The sequence below is a fragment of the Dorea sp. AGR2135 genome, from assembly GCF_000420885.1.
Lineage (GTDB): Bacteria > Bacillota > Clostridia > Lachnospirales > Lachnospiraceae > Dorea > Dorea formicigenerans.
Genome location: NZ_ATVU01000011.1, coordinates 81028 through 101285 on the forward strand (window position 1 = coordinate 81028; position 20258 = coordinate 101285).

Annotated in this window: 14 protein-coding genes; all 14 read right to left on the reverse strand. The window is 42.7% G+C overall.

What is annotated here, in order from left to right:
* Positions 1 to 12 precede the first annotated feature (12 nt).
* The gene (locus G593_RS0108800; RefSeq protein WP_029731438.1) at positions 13 to 1689 is read right to left on the reverse strand and encodes a GspE/PulE family protein; all 1677 of its coding nucleotides are present in this window, start codon (positions 1687 to 1689) and stop codon (positions 13 to 15) included.
* A 2-nt stretch (positions 1690 to 1691) separates the two neighbouring features.
* Complete coding sequence (locus G593_RS0108805; RefSeq protein ID WP_005336187.1) at positions 1692 to 2423, reverse strand: hypothetical protein; 732 nt, start codon at positions 2421 to 2423, stop codon at positions 1692 to 1694.
* The gene (locus tag G593_RS0108810; RefSeq protein ID WP_005336186.1) at positions 2423 to 3850 is read right to left on the reverse strand and encodes a hypothetical protein; all 1428 of its coding nucleotides are present in this window, start codon (positions 3848 to 3850) and stop codon (positions 2423 to 2425) included. Before G593_RS0108810 ends, G593_RS0108805 begins: the two co-directional genes overlap by 1 nt.
* Before the next feature lie 21 nt (positions 3851 to 3871).
* Positions 3872 to 5065 carry a type II secretion system F family protein gene (locus tag G593_RS0108815; protein WP_022278622.1) on the reverse strand — a complete coding sequence of 398 codons (1194 nt, stop codon included), beginning with the start codon at positions 5063 to 5065 and terminating at the stop codon, positions 3872 to 3874.
* A gap of 74 nt (positions 5066 to 5139) precedes the next feature.
* Positions 5140 to 5922: a prepilin peptidase gene (locus G593_RS0108820; RefSeq protein ID WP_005336184.1), complete on the reverse strand. Its 783-nt coding sequence runs from the start codon at positions 5920 to 5922 to the stop codon at positions 5140 to 5142.
* Between the two features lie 19 nt (positions 5923 to 5941).
* On the reverse strand, positions 5942 to 6391 hold the full coding sequence (locus G593_RS0108825; RefSeq protein WP_005336183.1) for a hypothetical protein: 450 nt from the start codon (positions 6389 to 6391) through the stop codon (positions 5942 to 5944).
* 20 nt (positions 6392 to 6411) lie between these two features.
* On the reverse strand, positions 6412 to 6825 hold the full coding sequence (locus tag G593_RS0108830; RefSeq protein WP_005336182.1) for a prepilin-type N-terminal cleavage/methylation domain-containing protein: 414 nt from the start codon (positions 6823 to 6825) through the stop codon (positions 6412 to 6414).
* An 85-nt stretch (positions 6826 to 6910) separates the two neighbouring features.
* A complete protein-coding gene (locus tag G593_RS0108835; RefSeq protein ID WP_029731440.1) occupies positions 6911 to 7708 on the reverse strand; it encodes a prepilin-type N-terminal cleavage/methylation domain-containing protein in 798 nt (265 codons plus the stop codon).
* Positions 7705 to 8136: a type II secretion system protein gene (locus G593_RS0108840; protein ID WP_029731441.1), complete on the reverse strand. Its 432-nt coding sequence runs from the start codon at positions 8134 to 8136 to the stop codon at positions 7705 to 7707. Before G593_RS0108840 ends, G593_RS0108835 begins: the two co-directional genes overlap by 4 nt.
* Positions 8123 to 8986, reverse strand: coding sequence for a hypothetical protein (locus tag G593_RS0108845; RefSeq protein ID WP_029731442.1), 864 nt, complete (start codon positions 8984 to 8986; stop codon positions 8123 to 8125). Before G593_RS0108845 ends, G593_RS0108840 begins: the two co-directional genes overlap by 14 nt.
* Positions 8987 to 9000: 14 nt before the next feature.
* Entirely contained in the window at positions 9001 to 18867 is a 9867-nt protein-coding gene (locus G593_RS18540; RefSeq protein ID WP_049946474.1) for a type II secretion system protein, read from the reverse strand.
* Between the two features lie 379 nt (positions 18868 to 19246).
* Positions 19247 to 19564 (reverse strand): DUF3841 domain-containing protein, encoded by a 318-nt coding sequence (locus tag G593_RS0108860; protein WP_442852371.1) that lies wholly within the window; start codon positions 19562 to 19564, stop codon positions 19247 to 19249.
* A 119-nt stretch (positions 19565 to 19683) separates the two neighbouring features.
* Positions 19684 to 19968 (reverse strand): DUF3841 domain-containing protein, encoded by a 285-nt coding sequence (locus G593_RS18545; protein WP_029731444.1) that lies wholly within the window; start codon positions 19966 to 19968, stop codon positions 19684 to 19686.
* An 82-nt stretch (positions 19969 to 20050) separates the two neighbouring features.
* Positions 20051 to 20258: zinc ribbon domain-containing protein (locus G593_RS0108870; protein ID WP_029731445.1), on the reverse strand; the 208-nt coding region annotated here is incomplete at its 5' end.

Here is a 20258-nt window from a genome sequence, read left to right on the forward strand (position 1 = left end):
TTATTCTGCAATTTATTCATAGCTGATCTTCATCAATTCTTCCGGTGTCGTGACTCCTTCTTTTACAAGAATCAGTCCGCTTTCTTTCAGCGTGCGCATATGCTGATATTCTCTTGCATATTTTGTGATATTTTCCACGGATTCATGCTCCATAATCATTCTTCGGATATCCTGGTTAATTGCCAGGATCTCATGCACTGCGATACGTCCCCTGTATCCAGTATGGTTGCACTGAGAGCAGCCCATACCACGTTTGACTGTACGCACATCTTCTCCCAGAAGAATCCTCTCCTGCTCTGTCGTCTCTACTTCTTTTGCACAGTTCTGGCAGACTTTACGGAGCAGACGCTGTGCGATCAGACCTACGAGAGAGTTTGCGACCAGATAAGTCTCAACTCCCATGTCTTCCAGTCTCACAATACTTGACACCGCATCGTTAGTATGAAGTGTACTAAGCACCATATGTCCGGTAATAGCAGCGCGGACAGACGTTCCGGCAGTCTCACCGTCACGGGTCTCGCCAACCATGATAATATCCGGATCCTGACGCATAAGGGCACGAAGTCCTACATCAAATGTAAGTCCTGCTGTCGGATTGACCTGTGTCTGGTTAATTCCAGACAAATTCTTCTCCACCGGGTCTTCAATAGTAGAAATGTTCACTTGTCTGCCTGACAGGTAATCTAATATCATATAAAGTGTCGTAGATTTTCCACTTCCAGTCGGTCCTGTAATATAAATGATTCCATTCGGATAATCCAGAAGCGGTCTGAACAGGTTATAACTGTACTCATCCATTCCAAAATGATCTGCATGATCCAGATGAGACGTTGCTGCCATAATACGCAATACTGCCTTCTCACCAAATACGGTCGGAAGTACCGATACACGGATATTGACTTGTTGTCCATCTCCAAGTGCTACCCGAAAATGTCCATCCTGTGGGATTCTCTTTTCTGCAATGTCCAGATTTGCCAGAATCTTAATACGGGCAATCAGTGGTCCGTGAATATTTTTCTGTATCTTAACATATTCCGATACCACACCATCAATACGCATCCGCACATTTGTCTCCTGCTCAAATGGTTCAATATGAATATCACTGGCTTCCGCTTTAATTGCACGCTCGATCAGGCTATTAAGAAGCTGAATGATCGGTGCTTCATCCGGATTATCCAGATTTTCGATTTCCAGCTCATCTATATCGGTTGTTGAGAATCCTACATTTGCCTGCTTTGCTGCTTTTCTTGCATGAACCTCTGCATAATAATAAGATACTGCTTTTTTTAATGGTGCTTCCTCACTGAGTTGAATTTCAAGGTGGCAGCCTGTCTGCTGTCTGACTTCTTCCAGGGCAAAATAATTCAGTGGATCATTGGTCACAAGAACCATACTATGCTCTTTTACACTGACCGGAAGAATCAGATTCTTCTCTGCCAGCTCACGATTGATCATTCCGACTGCCTTAAGATTGACTGGGATTTGCGCCACATCTACAATCTCAAGATGTAGTCTGTCTGCCAATGCCTCTAATACCTGATTCTCGGTTACAAATCCCAACTCCATCAATATCTGGCCGACTCGTTTATCTCTATGCTCTTTTTGATACGCAAGAGCCTGTCCGATCTGCTCTGCGGTGACATACCCTTTATCTTCCAGGATTTCTCCAATTCTCAGATTCGTTCTCACTTCTAGTTCTCCTCTCCGGATGCAGTAGTACCAAGCTGCCCGCAAGTATAGACAGCCAGTACACACTCGCAGTTATTCTGTGAAATCTGCTGCAGACTGGAATCTACATAAGTATTTTCATTCATATCAAAGGAACGCACCTGTACGCCCGGATAATTTTTTGCAATATCATCTAACATTTCCCGGATCTGCGGCTCATTTCCCTGTAAAGTCATGGATACCGTCGTTGTATTTACATACTGCAAGACAACTTCCGGTTCATAATCTGTCTCAGACGAAGACTCCTGATTGTTCTCATCCAGTTCCTCCTGTGCAGACTTTGCCGTCTGGGCACCGGACTCGTCCGTCTGTGTGACAGTCTGATAAGCTGCCGGTACTCCTGCTTCGGTTCCTTCGATTTTAAGATACACTGGTTTTAAATTGTGCTTTAACGCAATTCCTGTCACCAGTTCATCGACCTGCTGATTCTCAAGCAGACCATAAAATCCCTGAGAAGCATCCACAAGCTCTGCTTTTTGCTTTACGATTTTCTTCTCAACAATACTCTTTTGTTTGATTGTATCCTGCATCTCCTGCTTCGTCTGCTCTACTTGTTCTTTCTCGTTCTGCAGATCCTGGTTCTTCTCCAACCCCGGAAATACAAGAAAGCGAAGTGTAAAAAATAAGATCAATATGCAGGCAAGCACTTTTAATAATACAATATCCCCTGGTTTTAATTCTGTTTCCAGCTTCATTACTTGTCACCTCCTGCATCTACAGCCTTTAGTATACAGGACAGATCCAGCGTGTATTCGCCGTCCTGATACTGATAGCCGCTATAATCTACACTTGAAAATAATCCTGTCTGCGTTAGTTTATTGACATATCCCGGAATATCAATGACTGCACTGCTCACCGCATGAAATGTAAGAAGTCCTGTTTCTGCATCCATGGACTTAACTTCCACATTCATGTTGCTTCCGCTGACATCCACGATTCTGGCTATTATATCTGCATCCAGATCCGGATAAGTTGCCAGATTCTGCTTCATCTGCTCCACCTGCTGTTTCTGCTCGACTAAACGCTCGCTCTCTTTCATGACCTCATCTGCCTCTTGATATTGCTGCTGGATCTGACTGTCGTTGATCCAGTCATTGATGTCATCAATCTTCTTCCTCTCAAGCAGATTCCAGACAGATACTGCTCCAAATAACGCCATACATACAGCCAATGTGATCACCGGTGGGACGATATGTTTTACAAAGCTTTCTTTCTCCACCACTTTGTCCATACCGCCGGACTTCTTCCATTTCTGATAGAGATTGACCTGCTTCGTCTTATCATCCACCAATGCTCCGGCACACACAAGCCAGTCCTCTGGATTTCCCTGGGCTTCATAAACCGCATCCACCTGAAGCAAAGCCGCCTGAAGGTTCATCATATGGATTCCATTGAGACATACTTCAAAATCATCCTCCATACAGCCTGCATAATAAATGTCTGTAATCGGGATTCCAGACGTCGTCGTTGCGTAAAACTGTACGATACCGGAAATGTTCCGGACAATCTCTGTCCCAAAATCCAGCGTCCCGCGCTCGCTGAAGATACGGCTTCTTGTAGAATACAGATATACTCCGTTCTTATACAGGATACTGGTCATACCAGAGTCCTCAAAAAACAAGAAGATAGCCGTCTTGTTGGCATAAGTCTTTAACTGGGACAGCCCTCTTAAGTATGCTTCCATCGGCACAGTAATTGCACGCACCGGAAGATTTATCTCCTCACACATTGTTAAAAGCCTGTTACAAATATTTTCTTCTACGCTGGCACAGCATACGGTCACGCCCTGCTTTTTATCTGCATATGTAATACCATAATCTACAATTCCTTCTGCTGCAGACTCTGAAACAACATGTTCTGCCATCTTTGCAAGCTGCTTACCTGTCGCAAACGGAATCTGTGAAATTCGTGCGGATGAATAATTAGATGGAAGCACAAGCTTTACAGAACCTGGATGTTCCTTTGCCTTATATGCAAGAAGCGCCCTTTTCCACTGTTCAAAAGGGTCTGTATGAACTTCGGTCGGGATCATGTCTGTCCTGCTGATTTTTGGTCTTCGTCCTGCTTTTCCACTTGCAGCCAAAATACATTCTTCCTGTAAAACAATAACAGTATCGCTCACCTGTAAGTTCCTCCTTCGTAATTACGCATTTTCGATCGTTGAGTAAGACTGATAGATTGGAAGCATAACTCCAATCATAATACAGCCGACGATCAGCGCCATAAATATAATCAAGATTGGCTCCAGAAGCGTGACCATCCGCTTTGTAGCCTGTTCTGCATCCGATTCCAATGTCTCTGCAATGGAATCCAGCATCACATCCAGACGTCCGCTTTCTTCTCCGACCAGAATCGTGCTGGAGAGTTTTTTTAGCAATCCGTCTACTTCACGCAGCCCCTGTGAAAGCGGAACCCCGCCGCGGACCATTGTGATAACTTCGTCAAACTGCGACTCTACATAACCATTTCCAATCGTCTTTGCAGCCACTCCAACTGCTGAAACAAGGGGCATACCACTGGAGTAAAGGCTGCTCAGTGTTCTGGCAAAACGTGCCGTATAAACAACTTTGAACAACTTACCAAAGCCCCACATATGAACCTTCAGCCAGTCTACGCCTCTTCGCACTGACGGAATTCCGACAATGATACGAATCAGTGCAATAATCACTGCAACAGCCAATAATGCAATGTACCATTTCTGAACAAGAAAGTTGGAAACTGCGATCAAAATATTCGTAATCATTGGAAGGCTTTCCATCTGATCAAACAGACTCTGAAACTGTGGCAGAATAAAGGTTACGATCAAAATCACAATTGCAACACAGAGCACCAGCAAAATACATGGATAAATCATGGCTGACTTCACCTGCTGGGTCAGCTTATAATCCTTCTCATACTGAATCGATAATCTCTGTGTCACCAGATCCAGGTTACCACTTCCCTCACCGGAACGGATCATCCCGATCATCAGATCTGGAAAGCATTCCTTGGATTCCATGGCATCAGACAGACTGATACCGCGTTTTAAATCCTGTAACACATCCTTATAAATATCCCGCTCGTCTTTGTTCATTCCTTCCTGCTCGGAAATGATGTCGAGCGCTCTTACAAGCGTGACACCTGATGCCAGAAGTGTGGACAGTTCCCGGCAAAAGGCTGCAAGCTGCTTCGCTTTTAACTTTTTATGCTTTTTTGCTCCATTTAAATCTTTCGCTTCAACCAGATAGAGGTTCTCTTCCCGTAACTGCTGCGTCAGCGCATTCTCGGATGCAGCCTCCACAGTGCCCTTATGAACCTTGCCACTCATATCCTTTGCGACGTATTTAAAACGTGCCATGTGCGAACTTCCTCTTTCTTTCTATTTTATCTATACCTGATTTTTATCTCTTTAGTAACTGTCCGTTACTCTCTTTATAAAAAATGCAGATACCATGTAACGATCTGGTCTCCATATAATGCCGCCAGCGCCAGTCCGAATGCAAGAAATGGTCCGAATGCAAATACATCTTTTTTTCCTAATTTCTTGCTCTTTAGCATAAATGCTCCGTAAGCACCTCCTGTCAGCAGCCCGAAAAACATGGCGCACACTACCGGTCCTGTCCCAAGAAATGCTCCGGAAACCGCCATTAATTTGATATCCCCGCCGCCAAATGCTCCCGGGATCACAAGTGCCAGAAGCAGCATCGGAACAGAGATGATCAGCGCCCCGATCAGCCTGTCCATAAGCCCATGCTCCGGAACGAGCCATATATTTGCAATTGCTAATATCAAAATAAAAATGTGAAATCTATCATAAATGATCTGGGTATCCCAATCAATAAGGGCTGCCACAAGTAGTATTCCAAAATAAATCAACATGACTGTACCACGCATTGATAACAATCCAAAACTGCCACAGCCATAACGAATCCCACAGCCAATAAATGCTGCGCCGCCAATCACTTCCACAAAGAAATCTCTTCCCGGAATGCGGCTTTTACAACCTGCACATCGTCCGCGCAGGAAGATGTAGCTGACACACGGGATCAGTTCCCATGCATGTAATACTCTGCCACAATTCGTACAATGACTTCTTCCGTTTACCACACTCTCTCCTCTTGGCAAGCGGTCAATCACCACATTCAAAAAACTAAAGATACAGGCTCCGAAAAAGAACCGGATCACCCATAAAATACTTTCTAATACAATTAACATGTTATTCTACTCATCTGTCTTATTCTTCTTTGCCAGCCATATAGTCTTCATAGTAGACCGTATATGATTTTGAATCTAATGTGTACCAGACGGTGTAATCACCTTCCCGGTAAACGAACTTTTCAACAGTATATCCGTCCTCTGCCATCTGAAGCACCCAGAAATCTCCCGGTGCTTTGCTTAAGTTAAGCACTTCTGTCCGGATACTCTCAGTGACGCCTCCCTCCTGGGAAGCGTCGAAAAAAGTACCACTCCTGCCATAGCATTCCTGTCCAGTTACCTGGAGCGCCAGCCGCACCGATTTTGCATGCCCCAGAGCCACTTGAGCGTCTGCCCGATGTAAAAGTCGGAGCGCTCCGGGTATCACTGTCACTATTGCAAGCAGGATAATAATTAAGATCGTAAGTAAACTCTTGATCCAACGATATTTAATTTGAGTAACTTTTGATTCTTGCTGTTGTTGGCTCATGAGTTCATGCCTTTCTAAAATTATTTATCCGCAGAAACTGCATATTTTGGTGATCCATCTGGATTATATACACACTTCTTTCCTGCATGCGTAAATATTAATTGTGTAATTTTTCCACCTGTAATTGTTACGTCTGAAATAGTTCCATCTTTTACTTCTGCTAAATCTTTTACATCATCGTATGAAATAATTCCTGTTCCCTTTTCACCAATTGTGATTGGTGTTTTCTGATCTCCAGCCCATTTTTCATCTACAAGTGTCTGTGCAGCCATTACAACCTGACGTGTCTCTGCTGTGATTGATTTTTCTTTTGCCTTATCAATATACTTTGTCAGTGCTGGGATTAACAGTGCAGCAAGGATTGCCAGAATTACTAATACTACGATCAGCTCTACTAATGTGAATCCTTTTTTCTCTTTTAATTTCTTAAACATTTTTCTCGTCTCCTTTATTGCTTTTTTCTTTTGAGAATCTATATAAACGCCTCGGTGCAAGCGTTCATACCATTATTAATATGATCTATTCATGAATTGCTGTGATAGCGGAATCTGCATTTCCTTTTACTGTGATCGGATTGCGGAATTCCAGAACTTCTGTATCAGTTGCCATCACATTTTTTAAACTTTTTGTTGCTTTATCATACTCCGAATAGACAGTCACTTTTGCTGTAATGCTGCTTATCTTGCTTCCATCCGATACCTTCGCCGGATACGAATATTCTACCTCTACGTAATTGCCCATATAAAAGCCTTTTGTGAACACATTTGCCACGGCTCTTGCGACGGGCTTTCCATCCTGAGTAAAGGCATATTGTCCGGTGTTACTGTTTCGAAAGTAATACCGGGTCAGTAACTGCCCCGTCTCAACTGCATTTGCTGTTCCTGTGACTTTATCGCCTATATGGATTTCTGTCTCTGGGCAGCCATTAGCAGATACTAATTCTACAAAACCTTCCGGAGTCATGAATTCAATTGCATTTCCTTTTGTATTTGTCCCCTTTGAACCACCATAATTATCTTCCATCGCGGTTGTTCTTTCATATAATTTTACATACCCGGCCGCATCCTTTGTGATCGTCCGAAGTTCCGTCATAGTTGTATCTAAAACAGACTGTGCATACTGGGTCTTCTGGATCCGGACAAATATTCTGGAGGCGGAGCTTAAGGCGCTTGCCGCCATTGCCATCAGAATGCTGATGAGAAATAATGTGACCATTGTCTCAACAAGCGTTGTTCCTTTTCGGTCTTTTACAAGGTTCTTCGCATGTGACAATTGTTCTTTTCTTTTTCCAGCTTGTCTTCTATCTGTTAATTTCACGAATTGCCACCACCCTCTGGTGTTGTATGTACCTGTTCCTCATTCTGTGATGCGTCTGCATCCGGACTTCCATAAAGGTAGAATGTGATTGTCTGTTCTTCTCCTTTTGAATCCGTATAAGTCACAATTTTTTTATTCAAATCCGTTGCTACTGAAAATACATGATTTCCTTTGATCGACATATCGGAGTTTGTCGCGTTAAAATCAATACTCTTATTGTTCTCTACGGAAGTCACTTCTGTATTCTGCAATGCTTCCATGATTTTTGCATTGTCACTTCGAATTTCTTTATTTTTCTTCAGGGAATTACTGCTATAAGTAATTGCCCCCTGTAAGATTCCCATTAATATCAGAAATATAAAGATACTGGCTACTACTTCCACCAACGTTTCGCCGGCATTCGCCCTTGATTTCTTAATTGGCCGCACTTGTATCTCCTCCTTCCTGACTATCCTGATATATGTTCTCTTCAAATCGACAGGAGGTCGATGCTGTCCGGTTATACATGTAATGGATTGGCGTATTATCCTCAATTGTATACACCCCTCCACTACTGTTGCCGACTTTCCATATACCGCCGCCTCCGGCATTCTCTATCCACACAATTGTTTTGTCATTATGTGTAAATGTGACCGGATATTTCTCCGCTCTCGTATACTCTGTACGATATGTGTAAGCAGCATCTTCATAATATGCAGTCACTTCTACCGTAAATATGTACTGGCGGACTGTCGTATTCTCAATGTTCTTGATCGCACTGGAATAATCTCCTCCTGAAGAGCCGGTAATCTCACCACCACTCAAAATTTTATCTACATTTTCATCACTGTTCTGTTCCTTTTTTAACGTCACGGAAATGTTGCCATAACCTTTATCTGACAACGGAGAACTAGATATATCAGACAAATTCGAACCATCTTCGACAAAATTGTACTTTGTGCTATCTTTATAGTCAGAATTATACTCTAGATATTTTTCATCATCAAGGAATTTATTTGCAAATGCATAAAAAGTGCCATCTCCAACCGTGCTTCCATCATCTGTATACTTTTTGTCATATTTTGTCAGCTCATTTTTCAACACATCTGAATAACTTTTTGCCAGTTGATAGCATCGTTCTTCTTTTAATCTCTGATTCGACTGGGCAGTCAGCATTCCTGCTGTGTACAGGATGGCAGCAGCAAATGCAATAAAAAATGCAGATACGCAAAGCACAAGTGCCATCGATATTCCGTTTTTTGCATTTGCCCGCAATTGCTGCCAGCCTTTACATTTCATAAATTCTTTCTCCTTTAGTTGTTCTTCCACTCCACCTTCGTCTCATCAGACTCCACATAAGCCTCACTCTTCTGAAGGATCTGATCTTCCTCAATATTCTCTGTCACATTTGCCTTAAAGACCATGCTATTAGAAATATGAAAGTTCGTATGTTCTACATTTCCATCTTCTGCTTTGACATCTGACACATCCGGAAGCTTCAAGGTATAACTGTATGTACCATCTGCATTCTTCACAACATCAAGCTTTGTTGAAAGTGTAAGTTCGTAAGTCGGTGTGGAACCATTTTCCGCTTTGTATGCGGATGTAATCTTCACACTGTAGTCGGTAATGTCGAATTCGTGGTGGATTTCTGTCTCCGGTGTTCCTTCCGGATACTGACTTGCAGTGTCATTCTCGTCAATTGTTACCCACTGCCATTCTTCCACAGTCCTTATTTCACCGTTTATCTCTTTTTGAACCTCAACCAGACGGTATACCTGAACCTGTACTCCATCCGCAGTTTCTATCATACGGACCTTTTTGTCCAGTTGTGTCTTACCTCCCTGGGCTGACGCATCTTTAATGGTTCCATTCAGATTCAGTGTAAATATATCTGCACAATCTACACTGTTCCAGCTCAGTACCGTCTGCTTCGCTGTCCATACCTTATCTTCTCCCGCAACCTCCGGTGTTGTTGAAACATTTGCCGTAAGCTCTGTATCGGCTTCATTTGACTCAACCTGTGGTGACTGAAGTTTTACATACGGAAGTCTGTAGCTGTCTGACTTCGTCCACTCGGAACTGATATTTCCGCCGCCAGATGAAATTCTTGCGTAAAATACAATCCATTTTCCGGCGTATTGGATTGACAGTCCTTGCATATCATGTGAATACTTATGATCTGCCACTTCCATCTGTGCAACTGACCCTTCGATTGGATATGCCTGAACATAATCTCCCGGGTCTGTCTGTGTTGCCGCTTTTGCTTTTGCCGCGCTGTCATAGACATAAGCCTTTAACAGATATGCACTGCCTCCCGGCGGTACGCTGGCATTATCATTCGGTGTAAGAGTAACGGTCATTCCTCCATTTGTAAATGCTTCTGCTGCAATATAGTTGTCCGCGTGATGTGTCCAGTTTGTCTGCCATGTAACCTTCGGTTTCGGCAAACGGGTCGGTATTTCAAGTTCATTTGTAATACCTGCCACACTGTCAAGGTACGCACTGTCTGCAGCTGCTTTTGCTTTCAGGTAAATGACTACACGCTTACCTGCATATGCTTCCAGATCCACATCTTCGCTATATGTACCGCTGGCATTCTGCGCAGTTGTGACCTGAGTACCCAGTTCTTTCTCTTCACCAAGTTTTTCTTTGTCATCATATACACGTATATATGCCTGATATCCGTTACAGCCTTCCTCTGATGTAATCTGTGACCAGGATAATCTGTAGATCAATTCATTGGTATCCGGATTCTCGGCTGTCAACTGTGATGGCTGTTCCAGTCTTTGTTTTACATTGTAAGTTCCGGTTGTTGCAAGGCCAATCTGTTTTACTGCAGACGTATTATTTCCAACACGCGTCACTTTCAGTTTTATCTTGGAGTAATTCCAGTCTGTACCATCAACTGTCAGTGACTTGCCTCCTGTATAAGCATCACCAAGATTGATCTTCACTTCTCTGCCAGATACGTCAACACCCGTCATAGACACCTGATATTCCGATGATGAAGTGCCTGCTATATCTGAATCCCATGTGAATGTATACAACATCTCACCATTGGTTCCGATGACCGGCTCCAGATATGTATCCAGATCTGCTCCTTCAAGCACAGGTGCCGGAAGCCACTCCCAAAGCTTAGATGTTACATTTTGATAATTTGTAAAATATCCTGCATAGTTTTCCAGTATCGTGCTGTGTGAGTACGTCCACTGTGCAGTTCCATTTTCATCCACATCTGTCAGTTCTTTTACATTTGCTTCTGTAATCTGGCTGGCATCTACATCGTAATAAGTATATACCGGACCAAGACCAGAAGATGCATACCAGATACGTACTCTTAAGTTACTTGCCTGCCCTATGTACTCTGGCAGATTTGTAAATGTTGCAGAAGCTTTTCCGGCCGATACGGTCAGAATATCTTCTTTTGCAAATACAACGTTTTCTTCACCATTCCACGTACCGATCAACTCTGCACGGTAGATTGGCGGGGTATTCATTTTCTGATTTTTGGCATCCAGCTCGACTTTTACCGAAAGGTCATCCAGTGTTGTTCCTGTAACCGTTACGTTCTGTACCAACTGTGGATTCCATTCCTTCAAAGTAATTGGCGGTCTGTATCCTGGGAGCTGTGTCGCTGTGGAAATCTCTTTGGACGACTCTGCCATGGTTGTTCCACTTGTAGTAGATGCCTGGGCTGTCATCTGGTAAGTATAAGCCCCATCTTCTCTGTGTGCCACTTTCATTGTTCCTGTCGGATTCGATGCATTCAGCGTCAGATTACCAATTCCTGCAACCTTGATCTTCACCTGCCAGTTTGGATAAATAGCGTTACCATTTTCATCTGTTGCATTGTATTCATCCAGATTATTGAGTACAAACCGGTAAACATGGTTGTTATCTGCATTCTGTTTTGAAATAAGTTCAATCCTTACATCCGGATCCGGAAGTACTTTGTTGATACTTTGTTCCGGCAGATCATACCACTTCGAAGGCTCCACATCGTCAAACATACTGACTGCGCGAACAGAAATCTTTACCTTTCCTGTTATTTCTTTTGAAATAGAAAAGCTTTCGTTTTCGGAATAAATCTTGTAAATCTTTTCATTCGTTCCGTTTGCCACCCGCACTTCATACATGAATGGATCGCATGCTGTCGTGCTATCATACAGTTCGCTTCCATTTCGTGCATGGTCCATTGTCTGTGGTACGACTTTTACAGTGATCTTACCGGTTTCCACTTTTGCTTCAGCAAAAGCCGGTGCAAGGAGTTCATTTTTCTCCTTTTCTACACCTTCCAGACGGCGATAACTTTCACGGGAATTATATGCAAGTAAGTTCTTGGAAGGATCTGTGATGGTTGCTCCAATATAATAAATATTATCATGATTTGGATACTGCTCATTACCTACATAATAAAGCACCTGTCCAATTCTTGTACCTGAACCGTCTTTTATGTATCCATCCTGATCTATACAACAATTTGCTCCGTTGATCGAGTTCACTCCTGAGTATATTTGTGTGACAACGTATGCTCCGTCATCTGCTTTTCTCATAATCTGAGTATTCTCTATAATCTTGCCAAAACTGAGCTTATTATCCGAAACTCTCACTATATTCTGTGATCGATCAGATCCTTTTATAATTGTTCCTTCAATAGTCTTAACTCCGATTGTGAAATCTGCGCCCAGATAGCCATCTTGCTTTCTGTTAGTCCGCTCCCCTATTCCATCATAAAAGAAATTGTTTTTTCTATTTTCTGCACTCATGAACGTCGGGTTTTGACTTCCTCTGACGATTCCATTCGAATAAATAGGATTTCCTGTTTTATTATAATCTCGATTTCCAAAGCTAGGTGAATAACAATCATTCACAATTGTGTTGTTGCTCCAGCCATCATAACGTGCACCAAAAATGCCTCCAACGAAGCTGTTTCCGATTAAATGTCTCGCATAATTTCTGCATCGTTCAATCTGCATTTTAACATTTGGTGTAGATTTTATAATTGGATTACTATTTGCATTATCGCAGGAAAGAAATCCGAAAATTCCTGAAGCCATAGAATTTGAATAAATGCTGACTCCCGGTCCGTTCATACAATCCAATATTCTGACTGTAAAGCGGTTTGCATTCGAAACATTACTTACCTGATATGTCGTAATATTTCCTAAAATTCCTGCACTGTCATTCGCTCCGCTTCCGCCTGAACCCGCACTCTTATAAATGCTTCCATAATTCTCACAACTGATAATGTTATATTCGTTATTTTCATTTGCATGGTATAGCTGAGCTACAATACCGCCGGATGCTCCGACCCAATTTGCGGCAAATGTAGTCTGAAGGTTTCCATAATTACGGCAATTCTGGATCGTTCCTCCGGTTCCGGTCCACTGTCCCATAATGCCACCGGAATAATGGCTGTTGTAGCAATAAATGGTACCATAATTGATACATTTTTCAATCAGCCAGTCGCTGCCGGTAGCATTGTTCTGATTTCCGATGATTCCTCCGGCAAAACGGTTCGTGTCTCCACTTCCGATCTGTCTGCCGACAAAAGCACCGTTTACCAGTTTGCTCAGATCTTTTTGAGACTCATTCATACCAATGATTCCACCAGTACCAACTCCGATTGCCTCAGATTTGTTATTTAAGAACCATTTTCCGGATACGCATTCACTCAACTGGCCGGCTGTTCCGTTATAGGCTGTAATACCTCCTATGTTACCGTTATGAAGCATGTACATTTCTAATTTTCCGGCAGATACCGTTGTCCCGCCATTATATTTCATATTTTCAATTGTACTTGCACTTCTAGTATTTACATAAGTACCATCTGCACTCAAGCCCTGTCCGATTGCATTTGCCGCCAGCTCATCGGTTGTATCTGCACCGTTCATTACATCAGGTGTGATACTGCTTCCGGACATCGTTATCTTACCTTTATTGAATCCGGCAACTCCACCAAGCATACCGTATTTTGCTGTCAATTTGCTGTCAGCATTATTTTCCAGTGTACAGCCGTCTATTACCGCATTTTCTTCATTCTTACCAACAATTCCTCCGGCATGTGTTGCCAATGCCTCTTTCTGCGCTGCAGTACTTGTACTTGTAGCAGTATAGACACCGTTGATCGTCATCGTAATCTTACCAACACAGCAATACTTTAATTCTGCACCTGACATATTGATTCCGGCAATTCCACCATAACAGTTTCCGGCAGAACCATTTTTTTCTTCAATTGTTCCTGAAAATGTTGCGTCACTTACTGTTCCGCTGTTTTGCCCTACAATACCTCCAAGATACTGGTAATCTTTGAAGCCGATCAGTGCAGAAGAGTCCGTTGTCACGCCTACTTTCACCTGAATACCTGTCACATTTGCATTTTCGCGGTTCTCTCCTACCACACCGCCAACTGTCAGATTGCTCTTGCTGCTGTCTACCTTTGGAATGATCGAACTATCAACCATTCTGACAATTCCTTCATTAGCTCCGACCAATCCTCCTATAATAGAAGCATCTCCGGACAACACCACATTTCGTTCTGTTTTGCTGTTTTCTACAATTCCGTTTTCTTTATTTAATGAAGTAATCGCGCCAATTTCATTGCCGCCACGGCTGTAGATTTCTGTTGTTTCGGTTAATTTACTGCTTTTTACGGTACAGTCTTTGATCATTCCGTCATTCTCTGTCGCAATTCCGGAAGCATGACCATGATTACTTGTTACTTTTCCATAATTCGTACAGTTTTGAATGGCCTTGCCTTTCGTATTTACAGCAGTAATTCCTCCGGCCGTTCCCTCATAAACGATTACTTCTGCTGAACGGTTGACTGCACAGATTACATTTCCATTTGTCTCTCCGGCAATTCCTCCGGCAAAACCATGTGATGCGCGGACGTTCTTCGCTTTACATACCAGGTGTTTTGGTGACGCTGCCGTACCATTCTCTCCAACCACACCGTGATTGATTCCGACAATTCCTCCAACTTTTGAAGACCCACTGACAGACAGACCTGCGTCTACCGCAGTGATTTCTCCATTCGTTTCTCCGTCTCCGGTAACCCGAATCGTTCCGTTCGCCTCATTCATACCTGCCAGACCGCCAACACCTGTTGCATTTCCGGCTGATACACTTCGCGTAATAACGCTTCTGCTGTTTTCAATTATAATATTTCCATTGTTACGTCCAGCAATTCCGCCGACATTTTCTTTCCCAGATGCAGAAATATTAGCATTGCTCGTATTTTTTGTCAGAACTCCATCATTCAGATTCCAGCCGACCAGACCTCCGACATTGGAGCTTCCAGATACGGTCTTGTTCTGTGCAGTTGTACAATTCTGAATTGTTCCCGCCGTGTACTGAACAACGTTTGATCCTGAACTATAGCTTTTTTCTGTCTGATTCTTTGCCCCAACATTGATTCCGGCAATCCCACCAATATAGTTCAGCGCTGTATTTCCAAAATGCTGCTGTAATTGACACTGATATACAAGACCTGCGTTTAATCCTACTACTCCACCGGTTCCAGCATATCCAGACATATTTCCGGTATTAAAGCAGCTGTCAATAATCTGATTTTCCAGATTGACGCTGATAATTCCTCCAGCAAAATGCATACGCACACTGTCCACTCCGTCTGCGCCAGATGGCAGTTCTGATTTTGTTCTGCCAATTTCGTTACTTTCAATATAGCTTCCTAATACGACACCATTTTTCCAGACAGACGCTGTCTGTGCTATGTCTCCACTGTTCGTACAGTTCTTAAGAAGCAGATGGCTGTCTTTCTCGCAATAGCCCACGATTCCTCCGGCATACAGCCCTGCACGGATTGGAATATTGTTCGTCGTCGTGATGGTCAACTGGTTTGGATTCTGTGATACTGCCAACGTATTTCTCGGGTAAGCAGGCACTCCATTAGAGTCCAGTCCAGGAAGTATTTCAAGTGCAACATTTTTCAGCTCTGCTGTTCCAAGCTGACCGGCAGCATAAGTTCTCTGATAGCCAACAATTCCTCCACAGAACGCTTCTCCTGTTATACGTCCAAGAATATTATCAGTGCGCATCTGGCTCATAGTCATATCCTGTGTCAGGTTCACAACATTTGCACCGATCACACCACCAACAAAATATTGTCCCTGAATACTCTGTGGTTTGATCGTAAGTTCCTGATTCAATACTTTTGCAGAGGCATTCAGCCCAAATGCGCCGCCGGCACATTTTCCGTATGCATAGATACGGCCGCCAATCAGTGTATAATGGATATCAATGGTCGCATTTTCATCATTAAATCCTGCAATTCCTCCTACATAATTCAGCCCTACTACAATACTGGATACGGATTTCACAGTAATTGCTTCGCTTTCATCGGAAAATGTGATTGCTCCATCGTTATATCCTGCAATTCCTCCGGCAAAGCTTGCTGTCGCTTTCCATTTATGAACGATCATATTGTAAACAGAATTATCATAGTCAGAAAGATAGCTTGCGCAGTCTGCAATTGTAGAATCTGCCTGATTATATCCTACAATTCCTCCGACATACTGTTTGTATCCTGCTGCAACGCCTTGATTGATGCAATTCTTAAGTGTAACATTCGTAGAATTTTCTCCTACGATTCCACCAACATAGCCGTTACCGATCACATAACTTGCATTGGCCGTTACAGAAGCACCGCTTTCTGTCGATGCCTGAATTGCATCCGGGACACCTCCGCCGAGTCCGCCGGCAATTCCGCCTACATACTCATCTCCAAGTACATAACCATTCTTCTCTGTAGAACAATTCGAAAGAAGTGTGTGTTCCCCATATCCAGCAATTCCGCCTACATATCTGCCCTGAAGCAGTTCTTTCTGATCATCGCTGCTATAGCGGAAACTTCCAGAACGTCCCAAAGCACTGACCGCATTATATACAAGTGCCTGATTTCCGTAGCCTACAATGCCTCCAAAATAGTTTCCCTCAATAGTACTACCTGCTTTTTGTGTACTGATATTGTCACAAAGGATTAAGCCATTGTCATTGCAGTTCAGAATATCTGCTTTCTGTTTTAATTTTGATGTTGTATACTTCGTGCCATTATTATAACGGAATGTTCCATCCAGCCGTCCTACGATTCCTCCGGTATTTACATTGCCAGATACATCTGCATCATTCGTACATCCGTTGATTTGGATTGTTCCTTTTTTATTATTCAGATTTGCATATCCGATAATTCCGCCAATTCCATACGCATCTGTCTGTTTTACAGAACTTGGAAGAACCGCTTCCAGTTTTCCTTCAATTGTAAGATTTGATACAGTTCCGGAACTCAATGTCTGTATTGTACCGTTTTCATATTTTGCCAGAACTCCAACTAACATTCCAACACCGAGTGTGTCCTTGTTATCAGATACATTTGCATTTGATACATCTACCTTCACGTTCGTTTCAACGGTATTCGAGTTTTGTTTCGTTCTTGTAACAGCAATCTCTGTCAGTTTGCCTTCGCTTCGTCCCGCAAGGATTCCGACTCCTTTGAGTGACTTACAATTCCCTGCGCTGTCATTCTCACCTTTCTGACCGATCATAAGCGTCGGGTCACGGAACACAACATCTTTCACAGTTCCTTTTAACTCACAAAACAGACCAAGGAACTCTGATCTTGAAACATTCAGATTGGTTGTTGTCGTATCGTCTGCCACAGATTCTTCATCCAGATGCAGATTCGACACGAGTGTCTGGCTGCCTTTTCCGGTCAGTGCATAAGCTTTTGGAAGTTCTTTTATAGACGGGAATCCCGCTGTCTCTGTCTTCGTATTCTCGCGCCATGCAAGCTTCTCAACTTTTGTTCCATCCGGCTGTGCTTCCGCTTTAAAATTATAAAGGCCGGTTCCAACAGATGCCCAGTCCATATTCTTATTCGTCAATGTAAATGTTGCGCTGTCATGATTCTTCTCATAATAACGCATATTGGACAGATGGCGGAATGCTGCTACCTGTATGTCACTTCCTTTTGTATTATCCCCGAACATTGTATTCGCCACATTGGAAGATACTTGTTCACTGTCGCGGTACTCCTGGCTTATATTTATATTAGAAGAACCTGTATAAGCTGTCGCTTTTACTTTTGCATATATATTCTGTGGTTCTGACAGTGCTGTTACGATTGTTGAAAGCCGTGTAATGCTTGTACTGGAGGTCTTCTCTAATTCTGATTTTGCACTTTCATTTGTCTGGCCGTCTAAAGCTGCCTGTACTTTTGCAGACATCATAGCATCCAATACAACCGAATATTTGTTATCACTATATGTCACCGGGAACATCCAATTTGAAGTGTCTTTTGTTCCATCTGCTTTTGTCAGTTCTAAGGTTGCCATACCTGCCGTAGAATTTGCATTTGTACTCCAGCCCTGCTGTCCCATGTCAAACGGTGAAACTCTCAAGGTAAATAACTTTGTATTATCATCATTTTTATAAAATGACACTTCATAATCTACTCCAAGATCTGCACCCACGTTACTGGACCAGTCCAGAGATAACTTTTCACTGTTTACAAGATTGATCGTTGTAATACGAAGACGCTTCGTCTCGAGATTGACTGTATTGACGGTATCTTCTGTAGAATAGTAACCAAGCAGTCTCTTACTTCTGCTATCATAGTCACGCTTCTGCATGGTCAAATAACCATCAACATCATCTGCCTTATAATTCAGTCCTTTACATCTAGATCCATAGAACGCAGAATAGACCTCTCCCGACTCGATATCAATCTCGATCGAAATAGAGGCATCCAAGAATCCTTTATCATATGTATAATCGTCCAACAAACGCAAGACCAGATTATTCTCTTTTGTCTGATCTGCCGCGCTTTTGTTCAGCTTAATTGTATAAATGCGGCCATTCAGCCTGATATCCTTATTGTCTTTGAACACAGCTTTCTGTGCGATCTCGCTGTCTGTGTCCTTTACCGCATCCTGAATCTCTTTTTTAAATTGTTCCCACTGTCCGGAAGATCTGTAGTAAGTCAGTCTTGACTCTGCTGCCAGATAAACTGTCTTTGCATTTTCTTCGTTTTTGCGAAACTCTGCTTTTTTCCAATAATTTATAAATAATGGTACTGCAATTGCCGCTATAATCCCAAGAATCACAAGGACAACCATCAGCTCTACTAATGTAAATCCTTTTTTCCTTTTATTAGTCATACTCATCATCCAATATCAATATTTATTGCTATAATATTTTTCTATACTTATCCGTTAAGTAATTGCTTACATAAATTCAAGAATGCCTCGGCATTCTTGCTGCGAGGTGCGCGTCATGCAATTGCATGACATACTTCTACTGCGCACCTCTGCAAGTCTACACTCCGTTTCGGTCGGCGCAAAACCATTGTCCACCGGACAATGTGCGCCCTGCCGGAGGCTATATCAGCTGGGGGATTGACTCCCCCACTGATACAAGCTTGTTTCTCACCACCTATAGAGGTGGAGTCATCTCCCAGATGATATAGCGATACGTCACTAATTGTCAAATTATGACATTTTTTGTAATTATAGCATATTTTTGGAAAACTCACAATGATTATTCTTTTACAATCCACTCATCTTTGATGCACCACAGTCCTGCCTGCACACTGTGAACACCACTGTTATCCCCCGCCTCGATTGCTTGCTGATGACCAAACAGACGTTTCCAGCTTTCCTGAATTCTTGCTTTCTGCTCCGGATAAAAATTACTGGTCATAATCTGAAATTCATTCATCCCCATATTTTTCAATTTTTCGGAAAATGTTGCTTCTTCCGATTCATTTTCACCGATATAATGCATCTGCATAATCTTCGTCCAGTCGAACATATCGAACAAGATTGCTTCTCCTATTGGCACGTCTAACGTCAGCACATGTCCATCTCCTGTCTGATCCACATTATAAAGATCTGTGAATGCCCAGTATGGATACTCGGCTCCTTCTGGTTTTGGAACTATATGCTGCGCCTCCTTTACAAACCAGCCATATGCATTTATAAATACCTTCGCAGACTCCTTATATTTTTTTCGTACATACTCTTCTTTTGAATAACATACGCCGTATTAACTGATGTAATGATTGCAGGATCCAGTGACAACTCTAAAATTACTGTATTTTCGCTGTTCATCATTGTTCCTTCGTTGGTAAATGACACCCATACCGGATACTCCACGTCTGCCGGTTTATTCGCCCTGTCCGGTCCGTGCTTCACCAGCCAGTCATAAGCTTCCAGCACGACCGGAGCCTGTTCTGTGAACTCCCCATTGTCTAAAGCCAATGGGCTTCCTGCTTCGCAGACCTCGTAACCTACTATCTCCACAGGCGTTAATTCGGGCAGTCCCTGCCCTATATTGTTATTTTTATGCTATTTGTCTTAATCCTTCTTCCAGTATATTTTTTGCTGCGTTGATATCCCTGTCATGATTTGTTCCACAGACAGGACATGTCCATTCCCTTACTGATAGATTTTTTGTCTCTGTATTTTGGTATCCACAGACTGAACACAGCTGACTACTGGCATAGAATGTGTCTATTTTGACATATTTCCTGCCATTCCACTTTGCCTTA